Below are 21,669 nucleotides of genomic sequence, written 5' to 3'. Positions count from 1 at the left end.
GGCATTTCATTGCTTACCTTGTCTTGGGTGCAAGGTTAGGTGTGGGAGGAATATTTTCTTCTTGAATTTGCGATTTAAATGTTAATTGGTCTCTACTTTTTTTCAGGCTATGCGTGATTTTGGGTGCTCTGTAGACATTTTCATTTTGCTGTATAAGGACTTTTTCCGCTTCAAAGTTCACTTTGACAATATCTTTTGGAAAGCGTTCAGCTATTTTTTCAACAATTTTATACAGATCCCTAAATACAGGTGCTGGCTCCAAATGATGTGCTTTTGCGTAACGTACTGCATTAAGATGATGACGGATCAGGGTTTGAATATTTTTTAAAGGAACATTCGCAAAGCTTTCAATTAAAATATCTTGCATTTCAGTTCCATTATAAGCCTTAAATTCATGAAATAAGACGCGCCGTTTGATAGCTTGACTCGTTGCTTGTCGACCTGCCATTGAAATTGGATTTTGCGTTGCCAAGAGAAAAAATCCGGGATTGTCAGATGCTTTCTTGGTAATAGGATGTTCTCCCATTAGTAAACTATTCAATAATTGTTCCATCATCGGGGTGCTATTGATTTCATCTATAACAATGGGGAGCCCTTTCTCGAAAGCGTCAATTAACTTATTTTTCTTCTCTTCAAAAGACATACTAGCCGGAATGATATAAAAAACTTTATCGGTGTCGATCTTAGTAGGAAATGGTTGATATCCCTGTTTCATTAAAACATCGATTAAAAAATGGCTTTTCCCCGTACCGGGCTCGCCTTCTAAAATCATCCCACCTAAACCAGATGTTTTAAGCGCCTCATCGTTGCTTGTTATCATTGTTTCTCGTACGGCAAGTAACCGTAGTAGAGAATCATAAATAGGAACTCTAGAAGGTGTTAACGTAAAATTTTTACCTGCGGTTGTTTGCGAAGGTAGAACACGTTTATTTGAAGATAAACTCTTTGGATATTTAGATAAAAACGAATGCTTAAATTCTTCTTTTTTGTCATCCGGTAAACATTGACTTGCTACTTCATAAACAATATTTTGATGGTTGCTTTCACTCAGGATCGATGAAACCATCATCATCGCCATCATTTTTAATTCCCTTGGACTAATAAGAACTTCATCTTCAGAAAAAGCACAGATATCTTGGTATGCTGTTAAGATGCATTCGCTAAATACCTTGGAATTTATTTTTGACACTTTTGCCGCATCGAACACAGGTTTTAAAATATCCCGATAGATATATTCAATGGGCATGAGATCAAAAGTGCATGCATTGCCATGTTGTGATAGCAGAGTGGGTAAATGTCGCTCACCACCATAACTCATTGGGTTGCCTGCAAGAACGACTTTATGATCTTCCGTTAAGGTAATCAGTTTGCCATTAATCAAAATTCTTGGCGGTATTTCATATAATCCTTCAAAAAGGGTATAGTCATTATCTGAAATATTAGCTTCATCAAAGAATAGAACTTTTGTTGTACCTCTCGTTTGATTATTTGCCCAATTTTCTAAGCCTTGAATTTCATTATAAAGTGTAAAACCATTTTCAGGCGTAATATAGCGTTTCATGAAGGTGCTTTTGCCCACACCTGTTTTACCCCCAATAAAAGCAAAAGGAGCATGGGATAAAATATTTTTAAGTGCCTCTAAACGTGTGGCAATAAATTCATTACAAACTTTATCGACATGTTCATCACTAAAATCCATTGCTTGTCTTGCTTGTGATTCTTTCGTGGCAATTTTGAGAATTCCTTCCTGGATATCAAAGTGAGGTGGCATAGTGCGTTGATATTGATTGATAGCCGCTTTTATTTGCGCGAAGGTGGCATCTTTTGGCCAATTGTGTGCTTTAATAGCGCGTTGAAGTTCTTCTGAATATTCGTTTGCTAAAATATGATCTATTTTTTCTTGTAAGTCTGGCGTGTCGTTCTTGCTTTCAAATGCAGTTGACAACGGCGCATCACTTAATAATATAAGTTTTCCTTTGAGGGGTTCAAATTTTCCATTGATGGTTAATCCTCCTTGTGAGCAAATCTCCATGCATGCATTGGTTAACTCCGCTTTAAAACGTCCTTTTAAAATAACGGTTTGATTATTTTGAAGCGCTGTCCAAATATCGCTGATTTTTGTTTCAAATGCTATGTTGTTTTCTTTTTCATCCAGTTTAGCTTTGTTGGAATAAAAAATATCGCTATTATCACATTCTGACACGTCAATGACAAAAGGTTTATCCTTCACATGCACTAATTTTAGTTTTTCTGCAGTCATACTGACGTCAGAGCTTACAATTAAAGTCACATCAGCTATTGACTGCTTTTTTTGATTTAAGCGTTGTACATCGCAATCTTTTTCTAAAGACTCCGGTAAGCTGATCTCTTCTGGGACTCCGATATGTAATGTAACATTATAACGTTTAGCTTCTTTAAGTAGTTGATGCCAATTCGGTGCACTTAAAGATGATGTCAGCAGTAAATTAACTTCTTTATTTTCATATTTAGAAAATACACTTTTAGTGAATTGTGGCAAATCGTTCTGAATATCATAATGATCAATAAATTGATTAAAAGTCCCTGGATTGATAACAAAGGGGTTGATGAGTTTTTGAGGGTTTGGCTCAAAATGATGTGCTGTTAATAATACCTTCCAATCATAACCTTTACTTTGATTTAGATTTTCCCAAAATGAAACAGGTACCTGCAGTGTATTACCCGTAGTTGGAATTTTGCCATGAATTTTTGCTTCCTGCCAAAATTGTGCAAACTCAGGAATATGCCAGGGCGCATTACGAAGGTGTACTGGTAGCCCTTTTTCAAGTGCCTTAGCTAATGGACCCTCATTAAATTGAATGCGACCAGCTTCCATTACCCATTGTCCAAGCAATAATTCTCTCCAGTTTATTGACTCATAAAGTTCAATTTCAATGGCATTGGTTCCTATATTTGTCTCAGGCACCTCAAGCGCAAAACCTTCAGTAGGAAGAACATTAGGTTTAACAAAACACTTTTTGGTATTGCGTGAATAAAAATCACTGCCAGTATAGGCATTGGGTTTTTGGGTGTTATAAATGCCTACAACAACCATATCGTTTGGAATGTGGGTTTTATCCGCTGAACGATTCTCATCAATAAGGGTATTAAAACGTACAAGCTCATCTGCACTAAAGTTGTTCCAATTGACTATCAATACGGGATGTTTTCCCTGATGATGCTGCGCCGTTAGAAATTCATGTAAAGGACCACCAGGGCCGGTCATAGGTGTACCGGTATCATCCTTTTCTCTGCGCAACCATCGACTTGCGCAAACGATTTCTTCTGGATTATTAATAACGAACACTGCGCGTTCAGTGTGTTTAGCCATATGTTGCAAATTAAGACACGTTGTTTGCACATCTTCATCGTTCTCGCATTGTACTAACACATTTTGCCCACGATGTTCACCCGATGTGGCGTCTACCTTCGTTGCCGAAAGCGCGTTAAGTAAAAAGGCTTCGGGTTCTAATTTTATCGTCTCACGCGCACCCCATGTTACATGGGTTGGATCTAGAGATTCTTCATCATCCCATTCAATATCTAGTTCAATTATGTCACTTTGATCATCTTCTAAATCAGAAATATCTCCAAAAATTGATTTTTCATGCAAAGCAGAAACTCCGACCACAGGATTTTCGGGTAAAACAGAAACTTCGATCACAGGAGATTTTTCTGGCAAATCAGACGTTTCCGTGACAGGAGTGTTTCTAGCTTCTACATCTGGTTTTTTGATATTTGCTTTGGCAGGGTAGCCTCCTAAATCATATTTGATCCATTGCTTATTTTCTAGCACTTCAACAAAAGCATGACAATCATTTGTAATAATTCTAACAGGCTGTTCTGGGAATTTTTCTTTAGCAAAATGTTTAAACATCAGTGCACGCAGTTCGCAGCGTCCTACTTTATGTTCATACATTCGCTTCAGCTTGTCTTCGCCTGATAAGCCGTCCATGTCAATATCAGCTTCAGGTACCCCAAAGGCATTAAATGATTTAACAAATTCTTGTAGACTTTTATTTTTACTGATAGGAGGTTCTTGCACCTCGATAAGAAAATCGATGTTAACATCTGATAACCCGAATGTTTTGCGTCTTATATAATAGAGGTTGTCACGGGTTGAATATTTTACTTCAATATCACTTTGTTTAAGCCCTTGCACATTAAGGGCTTGTAATACTTCATTTGCTGACAATGATGGCAGAGGTGCAAAAGTGTTTGTCAGTAGCATTGTATGCTTGCCTTGAAACTGTTGTTTTTTTTCTTTGCGAGCAATTTGTAAAACTTGATTTAGATTTTCTAAACCGTATTGGTATTTTTGATAAGGTTTAAGTTCCAAGTCGCCGAGATTCAGTAAATCAAAAGGTGACTCTGGATTAGGTGTAAATTGGATAGTATTAAAAACACTAAGACGATATTGATTGGGATGAGGTGGCTTTGCGCCATTGATATCGGTAAATATTTCTGTTAAATCATATTCAATATCTTTATTCAGCACATTAGCATCGACTGAGCGTTTTTTTTCATTGTCACCTTTGCCAATCTGTTTATTACTTGCATCTGTAGAGGTATCGTTTTTTGATGTTAGTGCTTTCTTATATTTATTGATTATGTTGACGGATTTATCTTTTCTGAGTTCATCTTCATGGTTGCTTGCAGGACAATAGGTGATCGTAATGGATTCAAGATGTGGTGCCATTTGTCTTAAAAGAACGTAGTCTTCCAAGGTGAAATTGCTGGAGGTAAAATCAATTTTTCTAATATTGTTTAGTTTTGCGCCTGTCTTTGACAGCTCTTTAATCATTTCGCTGCAATATTTACAATTTTTTAGATTGAGTTCTGTTAAATGATTAGCGCGTTTCACTATGTCGACTATCACAGTGTGGCTCTCTGGATTCAAAGCCAATGATGGAAAATCAATCGATAATTTCTTAAGATTTATATTTTTGGGTAAGGTATCTGTTTTTTTTAAAATTGATAATATTTGATCTCCATTTATCTCTACATTTTCTAGTTTTGGATATTGGTTTATTAAAGCACCAAGCGTAAAATTCGAAGTTAATCTCGCTGTAAAACCTGGTTTGATAGATAGGGTACGCAGTTTGTGAAAATCAACACTAAAAAGATCGTCATGTACTATTTCCCCATTTAATTCAAGTGACTCTAGGTTGGGTGCTAATTTGCTTAAAAATTTTAGTGATTGTTTACTCTCGGCGTCTATACTGATTGCTTTAAGAGAGGGAATGGATTTTATCTCTTCTTGCGCTGATATTTGGCAGTCTTTTTTCATGGAAATTTTCAAATATTGGAGGTGGGGTGCAAAATGCGCAAGATGGGTGATATCTTGATAAACGGTGTTAAAAGTTCTGAGGAAATGGAAATTACTATCTTCTATTGGCTTTGTTTTGTTGATAACTTCTAAATTAAGTACGGCAAGTTTATTATTGATGTGCTGTTTCAAGATGTTTTTATCATCATCAGGTATTGTCATTTTTGTGTTAAGCGGCGTCAATGTCATTGTCAATGATTCAAGATTTGGGGTGGTTTGGAGCTTGGTAAGATTGGTGAGCATTGAGTCTTGATTGGATTGAGAAAACGTTAATGTAAAATCCTCGTTACCCATAACTTCATCATCTTTGCATGTTAAATGTTCTATTGCTTTTAATTCTTCTAGTAATTTAAAAAGCGCTACTCTTTCTTCAATTGATGCTTTCTGTAAAACTTCTTTTGGAAAGCCGTTTTTTTGTATTTCTTGGATCGAATCAAGAAAACCCTGGAAAAGTACGATTCTTTTTAGATTGGGCATCTTGTTCATCAAGAGATACCAATTATTCATGGAATTTTCAATTTCGACACCTGCGCTTAAATCAAGAACACGAATTGAAGGGTAGGACTCTGAATCCTGAATATCTAATTTCTGAAAAAAATCCTTATCGGATACTTTTATGGTTTCAAGGTTAGCTCCCTTTTCAAGTATTTGCTTAAATGATAAACCTTCGAGAGTTTGAACCCGTAAATTTTTAACCTGTTCTGCAATGGAAAAATAAAAATTTGCTTTGTCTTTGGTGTCAATAATGTAATCTCGATAATCAAAGCTTACAACTTCATTTCTCTGATTAAACCAATCCTCAAGTGGTTTAATGCTATCATCCAAGGCAGGAGCAATGACCCTAATGTCTGGTTTTGCTTTCTTTATAGCGTCAAATGAAAATGTCGACTTTGCAATATCACGTATATCAACCTCATTGGGTTGAGCCCTTGGCATGACTTTTTGATCTTGGATTTCATTTTGCAAATTCACTAAGGCAGCAATATCCATTACGATAAGACCTTCAGTAGGAATATTTTTACTTGCCATCGCTTTTGTCATTTCATGTGGGTGAGCTGGCGAACAATCATTTCTGACAAGGGGTAAGAATAACATTCCTGAATTTTTTTCATCTAATTTAATAGGACCTTGCTTTTGCCACAGATAAATTGAAAAACCCTCTTGTATTAATTTATCAATAAAGTGTTTGGCTTCTTTTATTTTTTTTTCATCCATTCCTTCTAATCTAAAATCATTAATCAGGATGGTTTTCTTTTGTTTAGTTCCTGCTATATTTTGCTTCTTCCAACAACGAGGATTGCCTTTTAACGCATTAGGGACGTCTAAATTTCCGGTAAACTCCGTCGTCAATTTTTCTTTAAACTGTTTGGGTTCAAATAAAAGGTAATCGGGTATATACATTTATATATCCATTTAGATAGGTTCTTATATAAAGAGACATCTAAAAAGGTATAAAGTTTTAGAAAACATGTAGGGTCACTAGCGAATTAATGAAGAAGTTCATTCTAGCGGTGAATTAATAAATGTTGCTTATACACTCTTGTGCTGTTAAATGATTTTCGAATTTTTTGAATTGAGATAAACGAGACATTAAATAAAATTTATAATAATTATAAGTTTTATCACATATCAGGCATTCAAGTAACAAATGATGTCATTTGATCAAGCATCCTGTTATCTCTCCCCGTTTCTTTCAAAGAGGACTTTCTTATGTTAAATTTCTTTTCTTTAAAAGATATGTTGGTGAGATTAGATGAAAAAACTTAATGATAAAGAAGCGTACCTTATTTCTGGTGGCAGTTATTTTACGTCGGAAGAATATGCTGAAACACTTTATAATTGGGGTGTGGTTCCTGCTGTGATGTTAGGAAGTACCTGTGGATTAGTTGCTTTCTCCATTGAGCTCAATTGTCTTGCTATGTTAAGCATGGTGGGCGTTGGTGGTGTTTTAGGTTATTTGGGAGGCTCTTATACAGGAGCAGCGTTAAACAGTGATCCTGATTCAAGAGTATTGTATGGCGTTTTCGTTGATACATATAAAATGTAGAGATTTACTATTTATTCTTGATAAACTAGGGCGCGCTTGCGCGTCCTGATCTTTTCTAAAGAAAAAAAGGTCAGGTATACCGACTGAGGTATCCCCACGAAATTTTTTGGTCATTGCGAGCAAAAGACGCGGGGAAAACGTAAAAAAATGATAAGCCATAATGTCTTTTGCGTTGGCAATCCATCTGAGTATTTATCTTACAGAGTTCCGTAAGAAATATATTCAGATGGATTGCTTCGCTTCAGCCGTGTAATTTTGGTGTATTTTCAACCTATTACACCGGCTTCTTCTCGCAATGACGATACTATCAAGAAATATTCGTGGGGATCCCTCAGGGTATTCCGATGACCCTAGTTAGATTGCCATCGGTATACCTGCCCCCCTTAATCTGTGTTATGTGTAATAACACCCTAAAATTTCATTAATTAAGCTTATTGTGTCTAAAACAAAGGAATGTGTAGAGCACAATAACAAATTTTGAACCTTAAAATTTATGTTCTGTCTTATATTTGATATCGGCAGTTCAGGAAAATAAAGTGAGTAAAAATTTCCTATTTAAAGGGGGGCAACCTTCATTAATTACTCCAATGCTGCAAGAAGTTATAGAAAAAGAGCTTAATAAGCTTTCAGATGAGCCAACGTTACTTTACCGAGCTGTTGTACGTTGGAGAGAAAAGCGTGGACGATTAACAGATGCAACATTTAAAATTAGTTATTAAATCCAAGCAAGCGCTTATAAAACACGGTAGTACTTTGTTTTATAAATCCGGGTTTATAAAGGCATTGGAATTGGATAAGTTGGAATAATGTACTTTGTTATTTTCTGAAGTTTGACTCCCCGGGTGTGACGATTTTCGAACTTTTCGGGTAGAGATTTTGATGCGGTTAGAAACTGGTCGAAACTCCTATCCGCCTGCATCGTCCATGAGGAATAGGGTTTGCGGTGAATAGTGTGTTTAATCGCCGCAAGCAATGCGTTGAATGCAATTGTTGTAAAAATATAATTTAATACTAAGGTCTTCGCAAAAGTGCTTTATTCTCTGTCTTTTCTAGTTTTCTAATAGCCAATTTATTTAGAATCCTACCCACCCTGTTACCAGTAAGGATAATAAAACTGGTTCCCAAGAGGAATATATTGCCTAGAACATAGAATGCACCACCGACAGAACTGGATGGGGGATGCATAATCTCGGGTATCCAAGAAATAAATTGACCTAATATAGTTCCTGCAATCATTAAGAATATATTACACGGTAAAAATGACAAAATTAATCCCCAAAAAAATAGTAATGTCACAGGTTTGAATAGAGGGGATAAAGGGGCCAAGAATAGGGAACCACTGTAATTAAAGTGATGGTTTACAAACCAAATTAAAAATCCAAACACAATACTAATAATAAAGAAAAGTACGTTATTTTTCATAAAAAATACTTAAATACTCAAGTATGAGAACAATTAGCTTTTCACATTATCATCAATTTATAAATTGTCATACAGTAATTAGATATATGGTCATATTGAACCAACAAATGGCTATTATAACTTATGTAGATGAGCGCTCGAGAAATAAGCGATAAAAGAATGCTAAAATTAACTAGATTATCCCTTAGCATTGAGACAATCATCTACGATGGTCCAGTTATGTTACAGGTATAAGCGATACGCCATTGCTAAGTATGTATTTACCAAGATCACCAGCTAATGAACATATTATTTGGATAGATTGATGCTTGATGGGGGCATAAGCACTTTATGCCAAATTTTCTAATGGAATTCTTTTTTAGTTTAAAGCAACTATCTAGAATTTCCGAACTGTTTAATATAGTGAAAAGTTTGAAAGCCTAAGCAATTATTGCGAAAGGTTGTTTAACGCAGAGTAATTAGCAAGAAAGAATATTTGTAAGTTTTATTAATTTAAGTTGGCTCCCCGAGTGGGACGATTTTCGAACTTTTGGTGTTGAGATTACACATACAATACGGTACTGGTCTCTTAGTTTATCCATTCTATGAATGGTAAATTGGTCCGACATATCCCATTTCCTTTCATTAAAAATGGTCTTTTATATTGCGGAAGCGTATACTAGATGACTTTCATGAGTTAGATGGTTTTAAAAAATGTCAATTCCTAAATTATCCAAATCCAGTGGTATTGCGCTTGCAATGATTATTTCATCTTTTGCTATTCTTGTATTTTGGGGAGGATTGTTAGGACTAACAGGTACAATTTTGTTATGTTTAGGGTCTGTTTTTGCTGGAATTTTTCTCCATAGTACTGACAATAATTTTCCTAGGAATAAAACTGATGATAGTGCAAGATGCCAAATCTTGAATGCTTGCTTAGAAGCGAACATAAATGAATTAAAAAAATTGAGCAGAGATCATAAAACAATATTTTTAGATAATGATTTTAAGACCTTAAAATATTTAATTGAAGGCGAGGCCGGACATTTAATTAAAGGAAATTTATTGCAGGCATTTTGCAGCTCCTCCTATCGCGCCAACGAAAATCCTTTTATTACCCTTCCACCTTATTATTTAGGCTTAAAGGTACAACACAAATTATCTAAGCAACAATGCCAAAGTGTGCTTAACTTTTTAATGACAATTGGTGTTAAATTTAATAGAGACAAGCTGTTTAAACAGCTTCCGTTGAGTACCGCTATCGGCTTTGATAATAATCCAGTTGCTCTTGCATTAATTGAATTAGCTCAAAAGCAGAATTCATACTTATTAAATGATGCGACTCAAGGTCGTTTCCCCTGTACACCGTTAATATTAGCCATTCAAAAGGGAAACAATGAAATATTTGATGCTTTATTAAAAACTAAAAAAATTGATATTAATAAAGCTGATTCAGAGCATGGTTTAACTCCTTTACATTGGGCAGTCATCATGTGTTTGCCTGATATGGTTGAACGTTTAATTAATGAAGGTGCAAAAACTGACATGCTTTCTAAACAAGGAAAAAGACCTATAGATTTTCTAAAAATTAATAGGCACGAAGTAGAACCCCCTGTTCATAATGGAAAAAAGCAACTTTACGCGACACAAAACCCTTCGCTAAAACCAATAGCAATTCACTTTAACAATAAAATTAATACATTCATGATAGAAAGAAATAGAAAATTGGCCCTGTATGGTAAGTTAATCCGAAAAAATATTTCGTCACCAAGAGCTGTTTTAAAAAGTTATAAATTGAAGCAATCGTCGAAAATTGACACGCAAGGGCGCATGACTCCTGAGGCAAAAATGAAAATAGGTTTTAAACACTGAAATCAATAGCTTGATTTTCATGTATTAGGTAAAGTGATTCAGCTGAGATAGTTGTGCTGTAGTGAGCATTAAAAATAATTGGTTTTAAAAAGCAGCGGAATGCCGCAGCGATACAGCGCTTAGGATATTCTTGAGTTTAAAGCCAGAGGTGGGCGTAGCACTATCTATCGTTTGTTAGATGAGAATGAGCAATCAACTGAAAATTAATGAAAGGCGGTTTTCACCGCCTTTTTTAAGAAGTTAAAATTTTTAACTGGATCTGATTATCCTTAATTGAAATAATTTCAATTTTTTTGCCATCTACCAGAAAAATAGTCTGATCTTTTGAAATTTTTAATATTTTTGTATCCAAGTTAGTACCCGTTTTCTCCAAGAAAAGATTCTCGTTCAGAATTTTATTATCATAGGTAAGATGCGCGAACAATAATTCATTATTTTCCATGCCGATATATTGTAATGAACTTGCATTGCCGGATCTGGAAGTATTTGTCAATTTGAATGATTGAAGTTGAGGCTCTTTTGGTAAATGATAGGTATATTCAACATTACCAGAAATTGCAAAAACGGTTTACTGAGATGCAAAGTCAATATCATGATTTGAAATGAAAAGGCATTCAAAATGATTTATTCTATTTATAAAAATGACACGCCTGTTTTTTATTAAGATATGTGTATGAGTAAAAAGTCCAGGTTAATTAAAAAATTTGATATTTTAAAATCTCAAATACATTCCCGTAACAAAAAAAATGATCTAGTCAAAACAAACTTGTATCACTTCACCGCTACAACAGCATTTCCAGATATAATTGCTTCAAAAAACCTATTGTTAACAAGCTTTGATAAATTAAATGATAATAACGAAATACAATTTTCAAAAAACTTTATTTGCGAAGTTTTTAAGCCATATCGAGGAAGATATTGTAATGACTTTTTAAACAAATTTGATTTATTTTTAGCAAAAGTATGTGTCTATGTGATCTGCTTTTGTATAGAATTTGATAATAATCATTTATGGATTAATTACGGAGATAATCACAAAGGTGTTGCTTTAGGATTTTCCCCAAGCGACTGCAAAAAACATGACGACATAGATTACTCCAAAGAATCTCCCTCAATTATTATGCATGTAAAATATGGAAAAAATGCAATTAGTGATGATCTTTTAATTTTTGTTGAAACATTTGCAAGATTACTTGCCATGACAAAATCGGAACAAGAATATTTAACCTATGTTGATGGTTTTGTAAGGAATATACCCAAATATGCCAAGATATAAGTCAAATGTTTGGAGAGAAGAAAAGGAGCATAGATGGTGCATGATGGATAGGGGACCTACTAAGAAAATATTGCCCAAGTTCATTGTGAGTGGAAGAGCAGTCAATAAAAATATTGTTTTTGAACAGCTTTGTGAAGTGATTATAGGTAGAGACTCAGTCTTAGTCCAAAGTGAGATAGAAGATCTTTTAGGTACGAATGGGTATGACTTATCCCAAATAAGTGTAAGGAAAATGTAATTTAAATTGAAGTGGTTTTGAGATCATAGTATTCTCATTCTTTTTGCGATAAAGAAACCCACCATGACAAAGGGGGCAGGTATACCGATGGCCTTAATTAAACCTTGAGAAGGGGCATACCTAGCCTCATACTTTAGTGAATTATTTTATTTATAAAGCTAAAGAGATCTCTCTGTTTCTGACAACATTTTTTCTTCACTTAGCAATATTGTAAACTCATAAGCAAACTCCGAGCAGACTGCCTTGTATAAACGGATCCCATATGTTTTGCACAGTTTCCGTATTTCTTCCTCATTTTCTTTCTCAATGCAGGCACCCATGATTATGGCAGTAACCTTTAAAAATGGAGCATAGTATTGCAGACTCATCAATCCGCAGTTTTTGCTGTTCGAGTTTGCTATCAATCGATATTCGTTTTCATGATCCCAATCAGAAAGTTTGACCCCAACAGAATTTTTTACCAAATATTCAGTTTGTTTGTATTCGTTAGTTATTCCGAAAAGAACCTCAAGATCGATTGTAGGGATTTCATTGCTATACCTGACCTTAGTGAAAACAAATTCTTGTCCATGCTCTTTTAATTGAAACGACAATATGCTGGTTCCCGTATTAATGTTATGGATAAATTCGGCAAGCATATTAGGAGCAACGCTGGCATGCTTTTGTATATAAGTAAAATCAACCGAGAATTCGACGCAATATCCTTTGTGATCATTGGCATAATAAGCTGACATAGGGATATTATTATTCTTGGGGGTTAAGCATAACGCCCCATGATTGGAGAATGCATCTTTAATCATTTGATGCTGCTGATGAGACTGCTGATTGAATATTTGTTGAAACTCAGGAGAGCCCAGTCTTACTTTTAGATCATTCGCAGTTAAGTTAGGTTCGCCGCGTCCTTGGTAATGCTTTAAAAAATGGTTGAGTAAGGAAGGGTTATTTAAAATGTATTCTGGCGTAAAACCTTTAAATAAAAATTTGCCCTCAAAAGGGTCATTAAACTCTTTTAGCGGAGTAAACCAGACTGTCTGCTTTAGGTAATTTTCAAGGAATGTTAAATGCTGTTTTTCTGATAAAGGTTTATAGTGATAGAACTTTACTATGTTTTCTGACTTCATTATGTGCTACGCGGGTACTAAGGAAGCTATATTTTACAATGATTTATTAGTAAGTAAAATAATTTTATAGAAATATGAAAGCCATAATTAACCATCACGACGAATAACTGCATAAGCTGTAATAAGAGCTATGAAGTAGAAAATAAAGCAATCGAAAGCATGTAAATCAAGATAAATACAATAAAGAAGGCTTGGTTGTATGTAATTTTTCAAATAAAATGCTTACCATTGCAAGCTTTGTAACTAATTATGATATATGAGTCATAATCAACCTAGCATTATAGAAATCAAGGAGGATAAGTTTGTTTTATAAATAATATTAAGATCACATAATGAGTAGAATTTTTGCCTTAACATTAACGATGCTTTCCTTCCCTGTATTAGCTTCTGAAAATACCAATGCGCCTACTATCATTTCAATGCTGCAACAGTTCTCATCTTTGGAGCTTTTCTGGATGGGGCTTACTGTTTGTTTGTTAGTATTTTTCTTGATCAAATTTGATCGATTTGCTGTGACCTATGGACCAGAAATCTTAACAACGATGGGAATTGTAGGATGTTTCGCTTGTATAGCTTGGTCCTTATTACATTTTAATAGCAATAATATCACTGCGAGCATTCCATCATTACTTGATGGGATTAAAACCGCTTTTTGCTCTTCTTTTATTGGTGTGGTCGGTGCTCTAGGTATTAGGATTAAGCACAAATTTTGTAAAGATACTCTTCATCAAGCAAGCAAAGAAATTGCGTCAACACCCTTTGAACCTTTGTTAAAAGAAATAATTAATTTAAGAAAGACATTGTCAGGAGATGAAGAAGGTTCTCTACTTTCACAGGTGAAAATGCTGAGACAAGACTCTAACGATCAGCAACGTAAGTTACAGGAATCCTTTGATAAATTTGCTAAGCACATGGTGGAAAATAACCAAAAAGCGTTTATAGAGGCATTGCAACAAGCAATTAGAGATTTTAATCAAAATTTGACAGAACAATTTGGCGAGAATTTCAAACATCTCAATCAAGCGGTTGAAAAGCTGGTCACTTGGCAGGAACAATACAAAGATGAGCTCGATACTATAAAAGAATATCAATCGCAATGTTCAAGCGATATGAAACAAGCGTCAGAAGCCTTTACGTCAGTTGTTGAACACGCAAAACAGTTTTCAGACATTGCCCAAAATTTAAAGACTCTGCTTGAATCCATGGATAAACAAAAAGACGTACTTTTTATCCAAGAAAAAGCCTTAAGTGAGCTTTTAAGTACAATGAAAGACCATATTCCTGGTTTCTCAACAAATACCCAAAAACTTATTTCTGAGATATCTGAAGGTGTTAAGCTAGTACAAACTGAAACAGTAAAAATCATTTCTGATTACACTACTGAAATAACAGTAGCAAATGATGGAATGAGAGACTTGTTATTTGATATTGTGAAAAAAACTCAAGACTCATTATACAATGGCATTAATGATAGCGTTAAAACCATTAGAGATACAGTAGCGAATGTTGAAGCGCAAACTTCTGAAGTTATAAAAAATCATGGTGTGCAATTACAATCAACGCAAGCTGAAATTAAAAATCTGCTAGTGGATGGAATTACTAAATCACAGCAAGAAGTATCCGCTGGTTTGCAAGAAAATGCTCGAATCATTAAAGAAGGCGTACTTGCATTAGACAAAGAATTGGAAAAGGGTTTAACAGATTCACTTACTAGCCTTGGTAAACAGCTTGCTTCTTTATCAGAAAAATTCGTTTCTGATTACATGCCTTTGACCGAGCGTTTGCGTGATCTTGTGCGCTTAGCTAAAAATAGCGAACCCGCATAACCATGGATAATCACAATCAATCCTATTGGATCCCATTGAGCGATCTCATGACTGGCCTGATGATGGTTTTTATGTTAATTGCCGTAACGTTCATGCTAAGAGTTGAGCAAACTACAACTCTAGTCGTTAAGGAGTATGAAGAAACTAAGAACGACCTCGCTCAAGCGTTGCAAAAGGAGTTTGCTAAAGATCTTAAACAATGGAATGCTGAACTTCTTGGTGATATGACAATACGGTTTGATGATCCTGATGTTTTGTTTGACACTGGATCTTATGAGGTTAAACCTGCTTTTAAAGAAATATTAAAAGACTTTATCCCACGTTACATTGCACTTACATCCTCAAAAAAGTATAGAAGTTCGATTAAAGAAATTCGTATCGAAGGGCATACATCAAAGAAATGGTCATCAGGTCAAGATAAGAAAACTGCTTACATAAAAAACATGCGTTTGTCACAAGAAAGAGCTCAATCTATGCTTGAATATATTTTAAGCTTGCCATCGTTGGTTAAACATGAAGAATGGATGCAAAAGCATTTTACATCTAGCGGTTTTTCTTCATCAAGACCTATTTTAAATGATAATAAGTCTGTAAATGATGATAGATCTCAGCGTGTTGAATTTGTAATCGTAACAAATGCTGAATCTAGAATGGATGAAATAGCTAAAGAGATTAAAAATATAAATGGTTAAGCTTGTCGATTTTTATAAATTTGCGCAGTTCAACACACTCAGAAAGTTAATGCAGGCTGAACTTATACAAGAATTTAAATTTGATAGTGGTATTTCTCTTTTAGAAGAAGATTTCATTTCTAGGCTAGACAATGAAGGAATTGAAATTGAAAGTCTTAATGAAATTGAGTTTAGAGATGATAAAACTCTTGGGTATAAAGGCCAACGAGTTTTGATTTACATTCGAGATGTTAATCACTATAGGGAAGAAATAAAATTACCTAAGTTTCATATTGCAACATGTGAGACATTAGAAAAAATGTGGAAGAACAAACGTTCTGAGCGATATGTATTGTATCGTAGAGAAAATGGGGTTTTTCAAGTTAATGTAATGAAAGACAGTAAGATTGACATACGATATGAGAAATTAAATGTGTGTCGCAATTGTTTAACTCATTTAAATTGGGAAAACTATACTCAGGAAAGAACATCTAGAAATGCTATTGTTGCTGATTTTTCTATTTCAGTTTTTTTTAAGAGATTCTCTAAATCTTTGCTAACCTCACTGCCGTCTCATGATTCTGATACTGCTCCAGTAAATGATTATCCTGATGATTGGGATGTCACAAGTAAGCAATTAAGAATTAAAGCAGGCTACCGATGTGAGAGCTGTAAGGTATGTTTAGAAGATGCTGGTCTTCGTCAATATCTACATGTTCATCATATAGATGGTCAAAAAAACAATAATACAAAACATAATTTGAAAGTGTTGTGTGCGAAGTGTCATGCAGATGAGCCTGATCATGGACATATGAAAAGTAGTCATGATTACAAACAATTTCTGTCGATGTATCTACAATTAAAATCGAAAAAATATTAAACTAGCTTAGTTTAAGATCGTAACTCTCTGCTGGATTGGCCAAGTTTAGCTATTATTTATTAGGCAAACATTTCGTTTGTATGTACTACTGCTGAGGATCAAAACAGCCTCTAGTATAATTAATGTGAAGTGATAGAGGGTAAGGGGTTTATTTTAAGATCTAAACTCGATTAGAGAATATAATCAATAATAAAATACAACAAGAGTATTTGAACTATGAGAAAAATTACACCTGGCAACTATGAAGAGATTCCCCCATTTACTGGGTATGATAAATTTGTTCTAGAAAAGCACAAGGATTTTTGTATACCGGTTTCAAAACTTGAATTATGGTCTGAATTTTTGCATGTTACAAATGATGGTTTTTTAAAAGATCAAGATAGGAATTTTATTTTTAGAGGACATAGTGACAGCAATTGGATTTTATCATCTACGTTGTACAGGTTATGCAATAATCTTAATGCAGAAAAGGCTGATGATATTTTAAATAAATTTAGTGAAAATCTCAAAGAATCCAATTTAGACGGGAAAGAAAAATATGCCAAAGATTTAATCGGAAGTCAGTTGTGGTTTTTGGGGAGGCATCATGGATTAATGACCCCTTTGTTAGATTGGACGTATGATTCTAAAACCGCATTATATTTTGCTTTTGAAGATATAACGAGTTCTTCTAAGGGCCAATATTCCGCAATATACTTTTTTGATGTAAAAAAAGCAAAAGAACAACTGGGTGCTAAAATTGAATTTCAAGATTGTTTATGCCCAGATAATACAAGGGTATTAAATCAGAAAGGATTGTTTACTCTCACTGAAAAGTATTTGCCCATAGAGTGTTTTTTAGATGAAGGTTCACATGAGTATTTTAGAAAAATATATATTAAGCGTACTGATAGCAAAAAGTGTATAGAGCATCTTGATGAAAAAGGGATATCAAAAAGAACTTTGTATCCAGATAGTATTGAAGGCGTTGTTCAATATTGTAATCAGTATGCACAGAAATATTATGCGCGTACAGGTGGCGGACAGCTCGTGGCTATCACACAAGAGACCATAGATATAATTAAAGAGAAATGCGAAATTCAAGAATGGCTTGCGGAGAATTTAGATAGCTCCAATGGTGAGCTTAAGCTAGAGTCTGTGGTAAATTTAGTTCAGAAAATATTCAGCAATTTTCGAAAAAAAGCTTGCACTGATCCCGTTAAAATTAAAGCCGTAAATGAGGTTTATACAGATATCTTTAAAACCGAATGAAATATGAATGATATTATTGTATCTGAAAATTGTGTTGATGGGGCATACTAAGGGCTAGCTTAAAATCTTTGAATCTTCACGGCTTTTCAGAAAATATCCATTCACTCATGGGTAACTTAAAAATGAGAACCATTGCTTAAGATTACATTAAAAGAAGGAAGCATAATTAAATAAATTAGGCGTTTTTAATCCTTCATTTTTAACCCAACCAGCTCATTTAAGGTTTGAAGACATTGTTGGCGTTTGTACCTTGGGAGGTTGCTTTTGAATATTATTATAATTTAAGAACCCAATGATTGCTTGAACTACTATTGCGAAGGTTGTTAAGGTCGCTAATATCCTCTCATAGCACTTAAAAGATACTTTTTTCTCTACAACAACCTTTTCTCCATTTACATGTAAATTGGCATTATCATCAACCTGAACATCGATGATTTGGCCTTTCGAGCCTTTAGCAGTGAAGATAGATTCAAGATTCATTTCTGCTCCGTGAGTTTTAATTTTATGGCAAGATAACTAAATTATATTTTTAGAATAGTATCAGTTTAAATTCATTGCTACTTAACAAAGTCAGTGAATGGCAAAGGGTGGCTAAAAACTAAGCTCCATTGACATGGGTTGGCATCAAGTGCCCCAGGAGTGTCCCTTTAACGCTAGGAATAAAAAAGGGCCAAAGATTAATACTTGATAAAGCTTAGGTGGATAAGAAGAAAGTGTAGAGTTTTGAAGGCTTGAGCTTGGATTAGTAATTTGGCTCCCCGAGCGGGACGATTTTCGAACTTTTTGGGTTGAGATCCTAGAAACGGTTGAAAGCTGGCCTAAATCCCTTATCGCCTGCCCCATATTAGTGAGATAAAGGCTTGCGGTGAATAGCGGCACTATTCACCGCATAATATGCGGCATTAAATGTTGCTTGTGCGACAAATATAAGCTATAATCACTGCAAATAATGCGGTGATTATATATGTGGATATACAAACATCAGGATTGGCACAATTTTACTTGGGATGTTCAAAAACTATCTTCCAAGTTAGCTGAACTTAGGTATAAACAAGGTCGTTTATTGGGAAGAATGGAAGGCCTAGGCTTTGAACTTAAGCGCGAAGCGAGTCTTAATACCCTAACAAGCGACGTAGTGAAGTCCTCAGCAATTGAAGGAGAAAACCTTAATCCTGAAGAGGTGCGCTCTTCTATTGCACGTCGTTTAGGAATGGATATTGCTGGATTGATACCTGCCAGTCGTAACGTCGAAGGCATTGTGGAAATGATGCTGGATGCTACCCAAAACTTCTTCAAGCCACTTACCTCAAAACGTTTATTTGATTGGCATGCTGCTTTGTTTCCTACTGGGCGCAGTGGGATGCATTCAATTATTGTAGGAAATTGGCGCGACGATAGTAATGGTCCTATGCAAGTTGTCTCGGGTCCCATTGGATACGAGAAGGTTCATTTTGAAGCGCCAAGTGGAGATCAGCTTAAAAAGGAGATGTCAGCATTTCTTTCGTGGTTTGAAAGTAAAAGCAATGTTGATCCCGTTTTAAGAGCAGGGATCGCTCACCTTTGGTTTGTTACACTTCACCCTTTTGAAGATGGAAATGGTCGCATTGGCAGAGCCATTGCTGATATGGCACTAGCTCGAGCAGATAATCTATCAGAACGTTTTTATAGCCTTTCTGCGCAATTTGCAGCTGAGCGTAAAGACTATTACAACGAGCTTGAAAGACAGCAACGCAGCACATCTGACATTACTGGTTGGCTAGAATGGTTTTTAGATTGTCTTGGACGCGCTATTTCTAATGCAGAGGAATCATTGGGTAAAGTACTCTTTAAAGCGAAGCTTTGGGACAAGGTTAATCAACACCCTGTAAATGATCGACAGCGTCTTATTATCAATCGCATGTTAGAAGATAATTTTGTGGGACAGATGAATACATCAAAATATGCCAAACTGGCAAAATGTTCGACAGACACAGCGCTAAGAGATATTCAGGATTTAAAGTCTAGAGGAATATTTATACAAAACCTTGGTAGTGGACGAAGTACTAGCTACCGCTTGTTAGATGAAATTTCATAAAATATTCCAGAATTCAAGACGAAAAAAATTTATAAAAAAATTACAAGGAATACGTTCTATGGTTTTTGACGATAATGGCAATTTTTCTACGGGTGCTTCATTAGGCGCGTTACAAGTACAAAGATTGCGGGAAGGCTAGACAACTATATACTCAAGCTATACCAAAATTAGGAGTTAACATACTCCAATTTTTGTGCACTAAGTGAAATTTTTCTGTTAACAAAGTTGCAAATTTTTTGCGATGATTACTCTGCAAAAAATGGGCACATGCCTGCTTGAAGTTAGCAAAATCTGCGTAATATCGATTATAAATCACACTTTGCTTAAAGTATTTTCAAACATGCTCTATTAGATTCAAATGTGGACAATAGGGAGGCAGAAAAATTAGTTTAACCCATTTATTTTTCTTTAAATATTTTTGAATCTTTTCACTTTTATGATAACCGGCATTATCTAGAATTGTAATCCCCCCTTATAATTGAGCCATTGATAACTAGAGTTCTCCGGGCAAACTATGCCCCTGAAGGAATGTAATGAGAAAATCTCGATTTACCGAAAACCAGATATAACCATTAAAAAATAAAAGAGTTCCAGCAATAATCATGGCTGTAATAATGGATACCGTGTGGGCACATAAAAAACTATAATTATACTATGCCTTGATTCAATTATTCGCCTACAGGGTGAAATGCTGTATCATTTATGATTGATTACGTGGAGGACCAGAACGTTTCTTAACACTGGCCATTTCGTATTCATCAATGGGAATTCCTAATTCCTTTTTCATGCAGTTAATATCTTTTTTGAGATCTATGATTACTTTTTGTAATTTAGATTTTCCTAGTAGTTTTGTTTCATTTTCAATAGTGTTTAATAAATTATTAATTTTAGTATCAAGACCTACAAATACCAACGTAGCTTCAGCGCCATTTTTAAGCAATTTTGCAGCGTTATCGATGTTGTTTTGCAAATCTGTGATTTGCATATTTCGTTCCTGACGCTGATGGCTTTTAAAGAACGCAGTTCCTATAATGTTCTTTTTTACTCTTGTAGTATCGTAGCGGTTCTTAATGTTGATCTTTTTTAACATTTCATGAATATTGTCAATAGGGTCAATTTTATTTGTCGTTTTACTAATAGGAGAAATTTCACTTTTAACGACATCTTCAACATCTTTACCATAAATATGGTAGTCAACTTGATTATAAGATTGTCAAATAGATATTTCTAGTGTGATTAGGCACATCTCCGACAGGGCTATTGCACGGGTTTACCTGCACGGATGTGAGCACAATCACACCAAAACTTAAAAATATCAGCCATAGATCAACGCAATGCTGGATAACTGCCCTTGTTAGATAATAAATATTTCGACTTATTAAGGATAAACGGCATGTTAATCGCTGATTTTCTAAATCACTTCTCAAAACTCGAAGACCCGAGCGTAACCAATCACAACACAAGGCATAAATGTATCGACATTTTTGTACTTGCCTTTGTTGGGATCAGAATAATTTATCGAGCGGGGTGTTGTAGATTTAATGCATTAGCTTCATTGCGCCATTATAAATAATATTTATACTCAAATAATCAATTTATAAGGAAGTAGTAGTTGTTAATTATTAAATAATCGCTTAATTTAATCGCCGTTTGTGAGATATCTAC

The 21,669-nt window shown here is 34.9% G+C and carries 14 protein-coding genes; 9 read left to right on the top strand and 5 right to left on the bottom strand.

The window, feature by feature from the left end:
• Positions 1 to 13: 13 nt before the first annotated feature.
• Positions 14 to 6,748 (bottom strand): MoxR family ATPase, encoded by a 6,735-nt coding sequence (locus HT99x_RS11060; RefSeq protein ID WP_075064856.1) that lies wholly within the window; start codon positions 6,746 to 6,748, stop codon positions 14 to 16.
• 352 nt (positions 6,749 to 7,100) lie between these two features.
• On the opposite strand from HT99x_RS11060, the gene HT99x_RS11055 reads away from it, so the two are divergent.
• The 4 genes from HT99x_RS11055 to HT99x_RS11040 all read left to right on the top strand — a co-directional run bounded on the left by HT99x_RS11055 (position 7,101) and on the right by HT99x_RS11040 (position 11,943).
• The gene (locus tag HT99x_RS11055; protein WP_075064857.1) at positions 7,101 to 7,394 is read left to right on the top strand and encodes a hypothetical protein; all 294 of its coding nucleotides are present in this window, start codon (positions 7,101 to 7,103) and stop codon (positions 7,392 to 7,394) included.
• Positions 7,395 to 7,930: 536 nt separating this feature from the next.
• Positions 7,931 to 8,113 (top strand): hypothetical protein, encoded by a 183-nt coding sequence (locus HT99x_RS11050; protein WP_075064858.1) that lies wholly within the window; start codon positions 7,931 to 7,933, stop codon positions 8,111 to 8,113.
• Positions 8,114 to 9,509: 1,396 nt separating this feature from the next.
• Positions 9,510 to 10,667, top strand: coding sequence for an ankyrin repeat domain-containing protein (locus HT99x_RS11045; protein WP_075064860.1), 1,158 nt, complete (start codon positions 9,510 to 9,512; stop codon positions 10,665 to 10,667).
• 673 nt (positions 10,668 to 11,340) lie between these two features.
• Positions 11,341 to 11,943 (top strand): DUF2971 domain-containing protein, encoded by a 603-nt coding sequence (locus HT99x_RS11040; protein ID WP_075064862.1) that lies wholly within the window; start codon positions 11,341 to 11,343, stop codon positions 11,941 to 11,943.
• 396 nt (positions 11,944 to 12,339) lie between these two features.
• On the opposite strand, the gene HT99x_RS11035 is transcribed toward HT99x_RS11040, so the two are convergent.
• A complete protein-coding gene (locus HT99x_RS11035) occupies positions 12,340 to 13,302 on the bottom strand; it encodes a DUF2971 domain-containing protein (RefSeq protein WP_075064864.1) in 963 nt (320 codons plus the stop codon).
• A 332-nt stretch (positions 13,303 to 13,634) separates the two neighbouring features.
• On the opposite strand from HT99x_RS11035, the gene HT99x_RS11030 reads away from it, so the two are divergent.
• The 4 genes from HT99x_RS11030 (at position 13,635) to HT99x_RS11015 (ending at position 17,930) form a co-directional block, all read left to right on the top strand.
• On the top strand, positions 13,635 to 15,128 hold the full coding sequence (locus HT99x_RS11030) for a hypothetical protein (RefSeq protein WP_075064865.1): 1,494 nt from the start codon (positions 13,635 to 13,637) through the stop codon (positions 15,126 to 15,128).
• Positions 15,129 to 15,175: 47 nt separating this feature from the next.
• Positions 15,176 to 15,820, top strand: a complete 645-nt coding sequence (locus tag HT99x_RS11025) for an OmpA family protein (RefSeq protein WP_235528397.1) — start codon at positions 15,176 to 15,178, stop codon at positions 15,818 to 15,820.
• Entirely contained in the window at positions 15,813 to 16,679 is an 867-nt protein-coding gene (locus HT99x_RS11020) for an HNH endonuclease (protein ID WP_075064867.1), read from the top strand. The genes HT99x_RS11025 and HT99x_RS11020 overlap by 8 nt, the downstream gene beginning before the upstream one ends.
• 216 nt (positions 16,680 to 16,895) lie before the next feature.
• Positions 16,896 to 17,930, top strand: coding sequence for an FRG domain-containing protein (locus tag HT99x_RS11015; RefSeq protein WP_075064868.1), 1,035 nt, complete (start codon positions 16,896 to 16,898; stop codon positions 17,928 to 17,930).
• Between the two features lie 213 nt (positions 17,931 to 18,143).
• On the opposite strand, the gene HT99x_RS11010 is transcribed toward HT99x_RS11015, so the two are convergent.
• A complete protein-coding gene (locus HT99x_RS11010; protein WP_075064869.1) occupies positions 18,144 to 18,410 on the bottom strand; it encodes a hypothetical protein in 267 nt (88 codons plus the stop codon).
• 484 nt (positions 18,411 to 18,894) lie between these two features.
• On the opposite strand from HT99x_RS11010, the gene HT99x_RS11005 reads away from it, so the two are divergent.
• Positions 18,895 to 20,004, top strand: coding sequence for a DUF4172 domain-containing protein (locus tag HT99x_RS11005; RefSeq protein ID WP_075064870.1), 1,110 nt, complete (start codon positions 18,895 to 18,897; stop codon positions 20,002 to 20,004).
• A gap of 334 nt (positions 20,005 to 20,338) precedes the next feature.
• Here the strand turns inward: HT99x_RS11005 and HT99x_RS15975 are convergent, their stop codons facing one another.
• Both HT99x_RS15975 and HT99x_RS11000 read right to left on the bottom strand, forming a co-directional pair.
• The gene (locus HT99x_RS15975) at positions 20,339 to 20,464 is read right to left on the bottom strand and encodes a transposase (RefSeq protein WP_375338927.1); all 126 of its coding nucleotides are present in this window, start codon (positions 20,462 to 20,464) and stop codon (positions 20,339 to 20,341) included.
• Between the two features lie 240 nt (positions 20,465 to 20,704).
• Positions 20,705 to 20,989, bottom strand: coding sequence for a hypothetical protein (locus HT99x_RS11000; protein ID WP_075064871.1), 285 nt, complete (start codon positions 20,987 to 20,989; stop codon positions 20,705 to 20,707).
• Positions 20,990 to 21,669 lie beyond the last annotated feature (680 nt).

It is taken from the genome of Candidatus Berkiella aquae (assembly GCF_001431295.2).
Lineage (GTDB): Bacteria > Pseudomonadota > Gammaproteobacteria > Berkiellales > Berkiellaceae > Berkiella > Berkiella aquae.
Note: the sequence above shows the minus strand (reverse complement) of the source record. Positions and strands in the feature narration are given on the sequence as shown.

What these genes read in the sequence shown, in the direction of transcription:
- HT99x_RS11060 (WP_075064856.1), bottom strand. Translation starts at nt 6,748, where the DNA reads ATGTATATACCCGATTACCTTTTATTTGAACCCAAACAGTTTAAAGAA.
- HT99x_RS11055 (WP_075064857.1), top strand. Translation starts at nt 7,101, where the DNA reads ATGAAAAAACTTAATGATAAAGAAGCGTACCTTATTTCTGGTGGCAGT.
- HT99x_RS11045 (WP_075064860.1), top strand. Translation starts at nt 9,510, where the DNA reads ATGTCAATTCCTAAATTATCCAAATCCAGTGGTATTGCGCTTGCAATG.
- HT99x_RS11040 (WP_075064862.1), top strand. Translation starts at nt 11,341, where the DNA reads ATGAGTAAAAAGTCCAGGTTAATTAAAAAATTTGATATTTTAAAATCT.
- HT99x_RS11035 (WP_075064864.1), bottom strand. Translation starts at nt 13,302, where the DNA reads ATGAAGTCAGAAAACATAGTAAAGTTCTATCACTATAAACCTTTATCA.
- HT99x_RS11030 (WP_075064865.1), top strand. Translation starts at nt 13,635, where the DNA reads ATGAGTAGAATTTTTGCCTTAACATTAACGATGCTTTCCTTCCCTGTA.
- HT99x_RS11025 (WP_235528397.1), top strand. Translation starts at nt 15,176, where the DNA reads ATGACTGGCCTGATGATGGTTTTTATGTTAATTGCCGTAACGTTCATG.
- HT99x_RS11020 (WP_075064867.1), top strand. Translation starts at nt 15,813, where the DNA reads ATGGTTAAGCTTGTCGATTTTTATAAATTTGCGCAGTTCAACACACTC.
- HT99x_RS11015 (WP_075064868.1), top strand. Translation starts at nt 16,896, where the DNA reads ATGAGAAAAATTACACCTGGCAACTATGAAGAGATTCCCCCATTTACT.
- HT99x_RS11010 (WP_075064869.1), bottom strand. Translation starts at nt 18,410, where the DNA reads ATGAATCTTGAATCTATCTTCACTGCTAAAGGCTCGAAAGGCCAAATC.
- HT99x_RS11005 (WP_075064870.1), top strand. Translation starts at nt 18,895, where the DNA reads ATGTGGATATACAAACATCAGGATTGGCACAATTTTACTTGGGATGTT.
- HT99x_RS11000 (WP_075064871.1), bottom strand. Translation starts at nt 20,989, where the DNA reads ATGCAAATCACAGATTTGCAAAACAACATCGATAACGCTGCAAAATTG.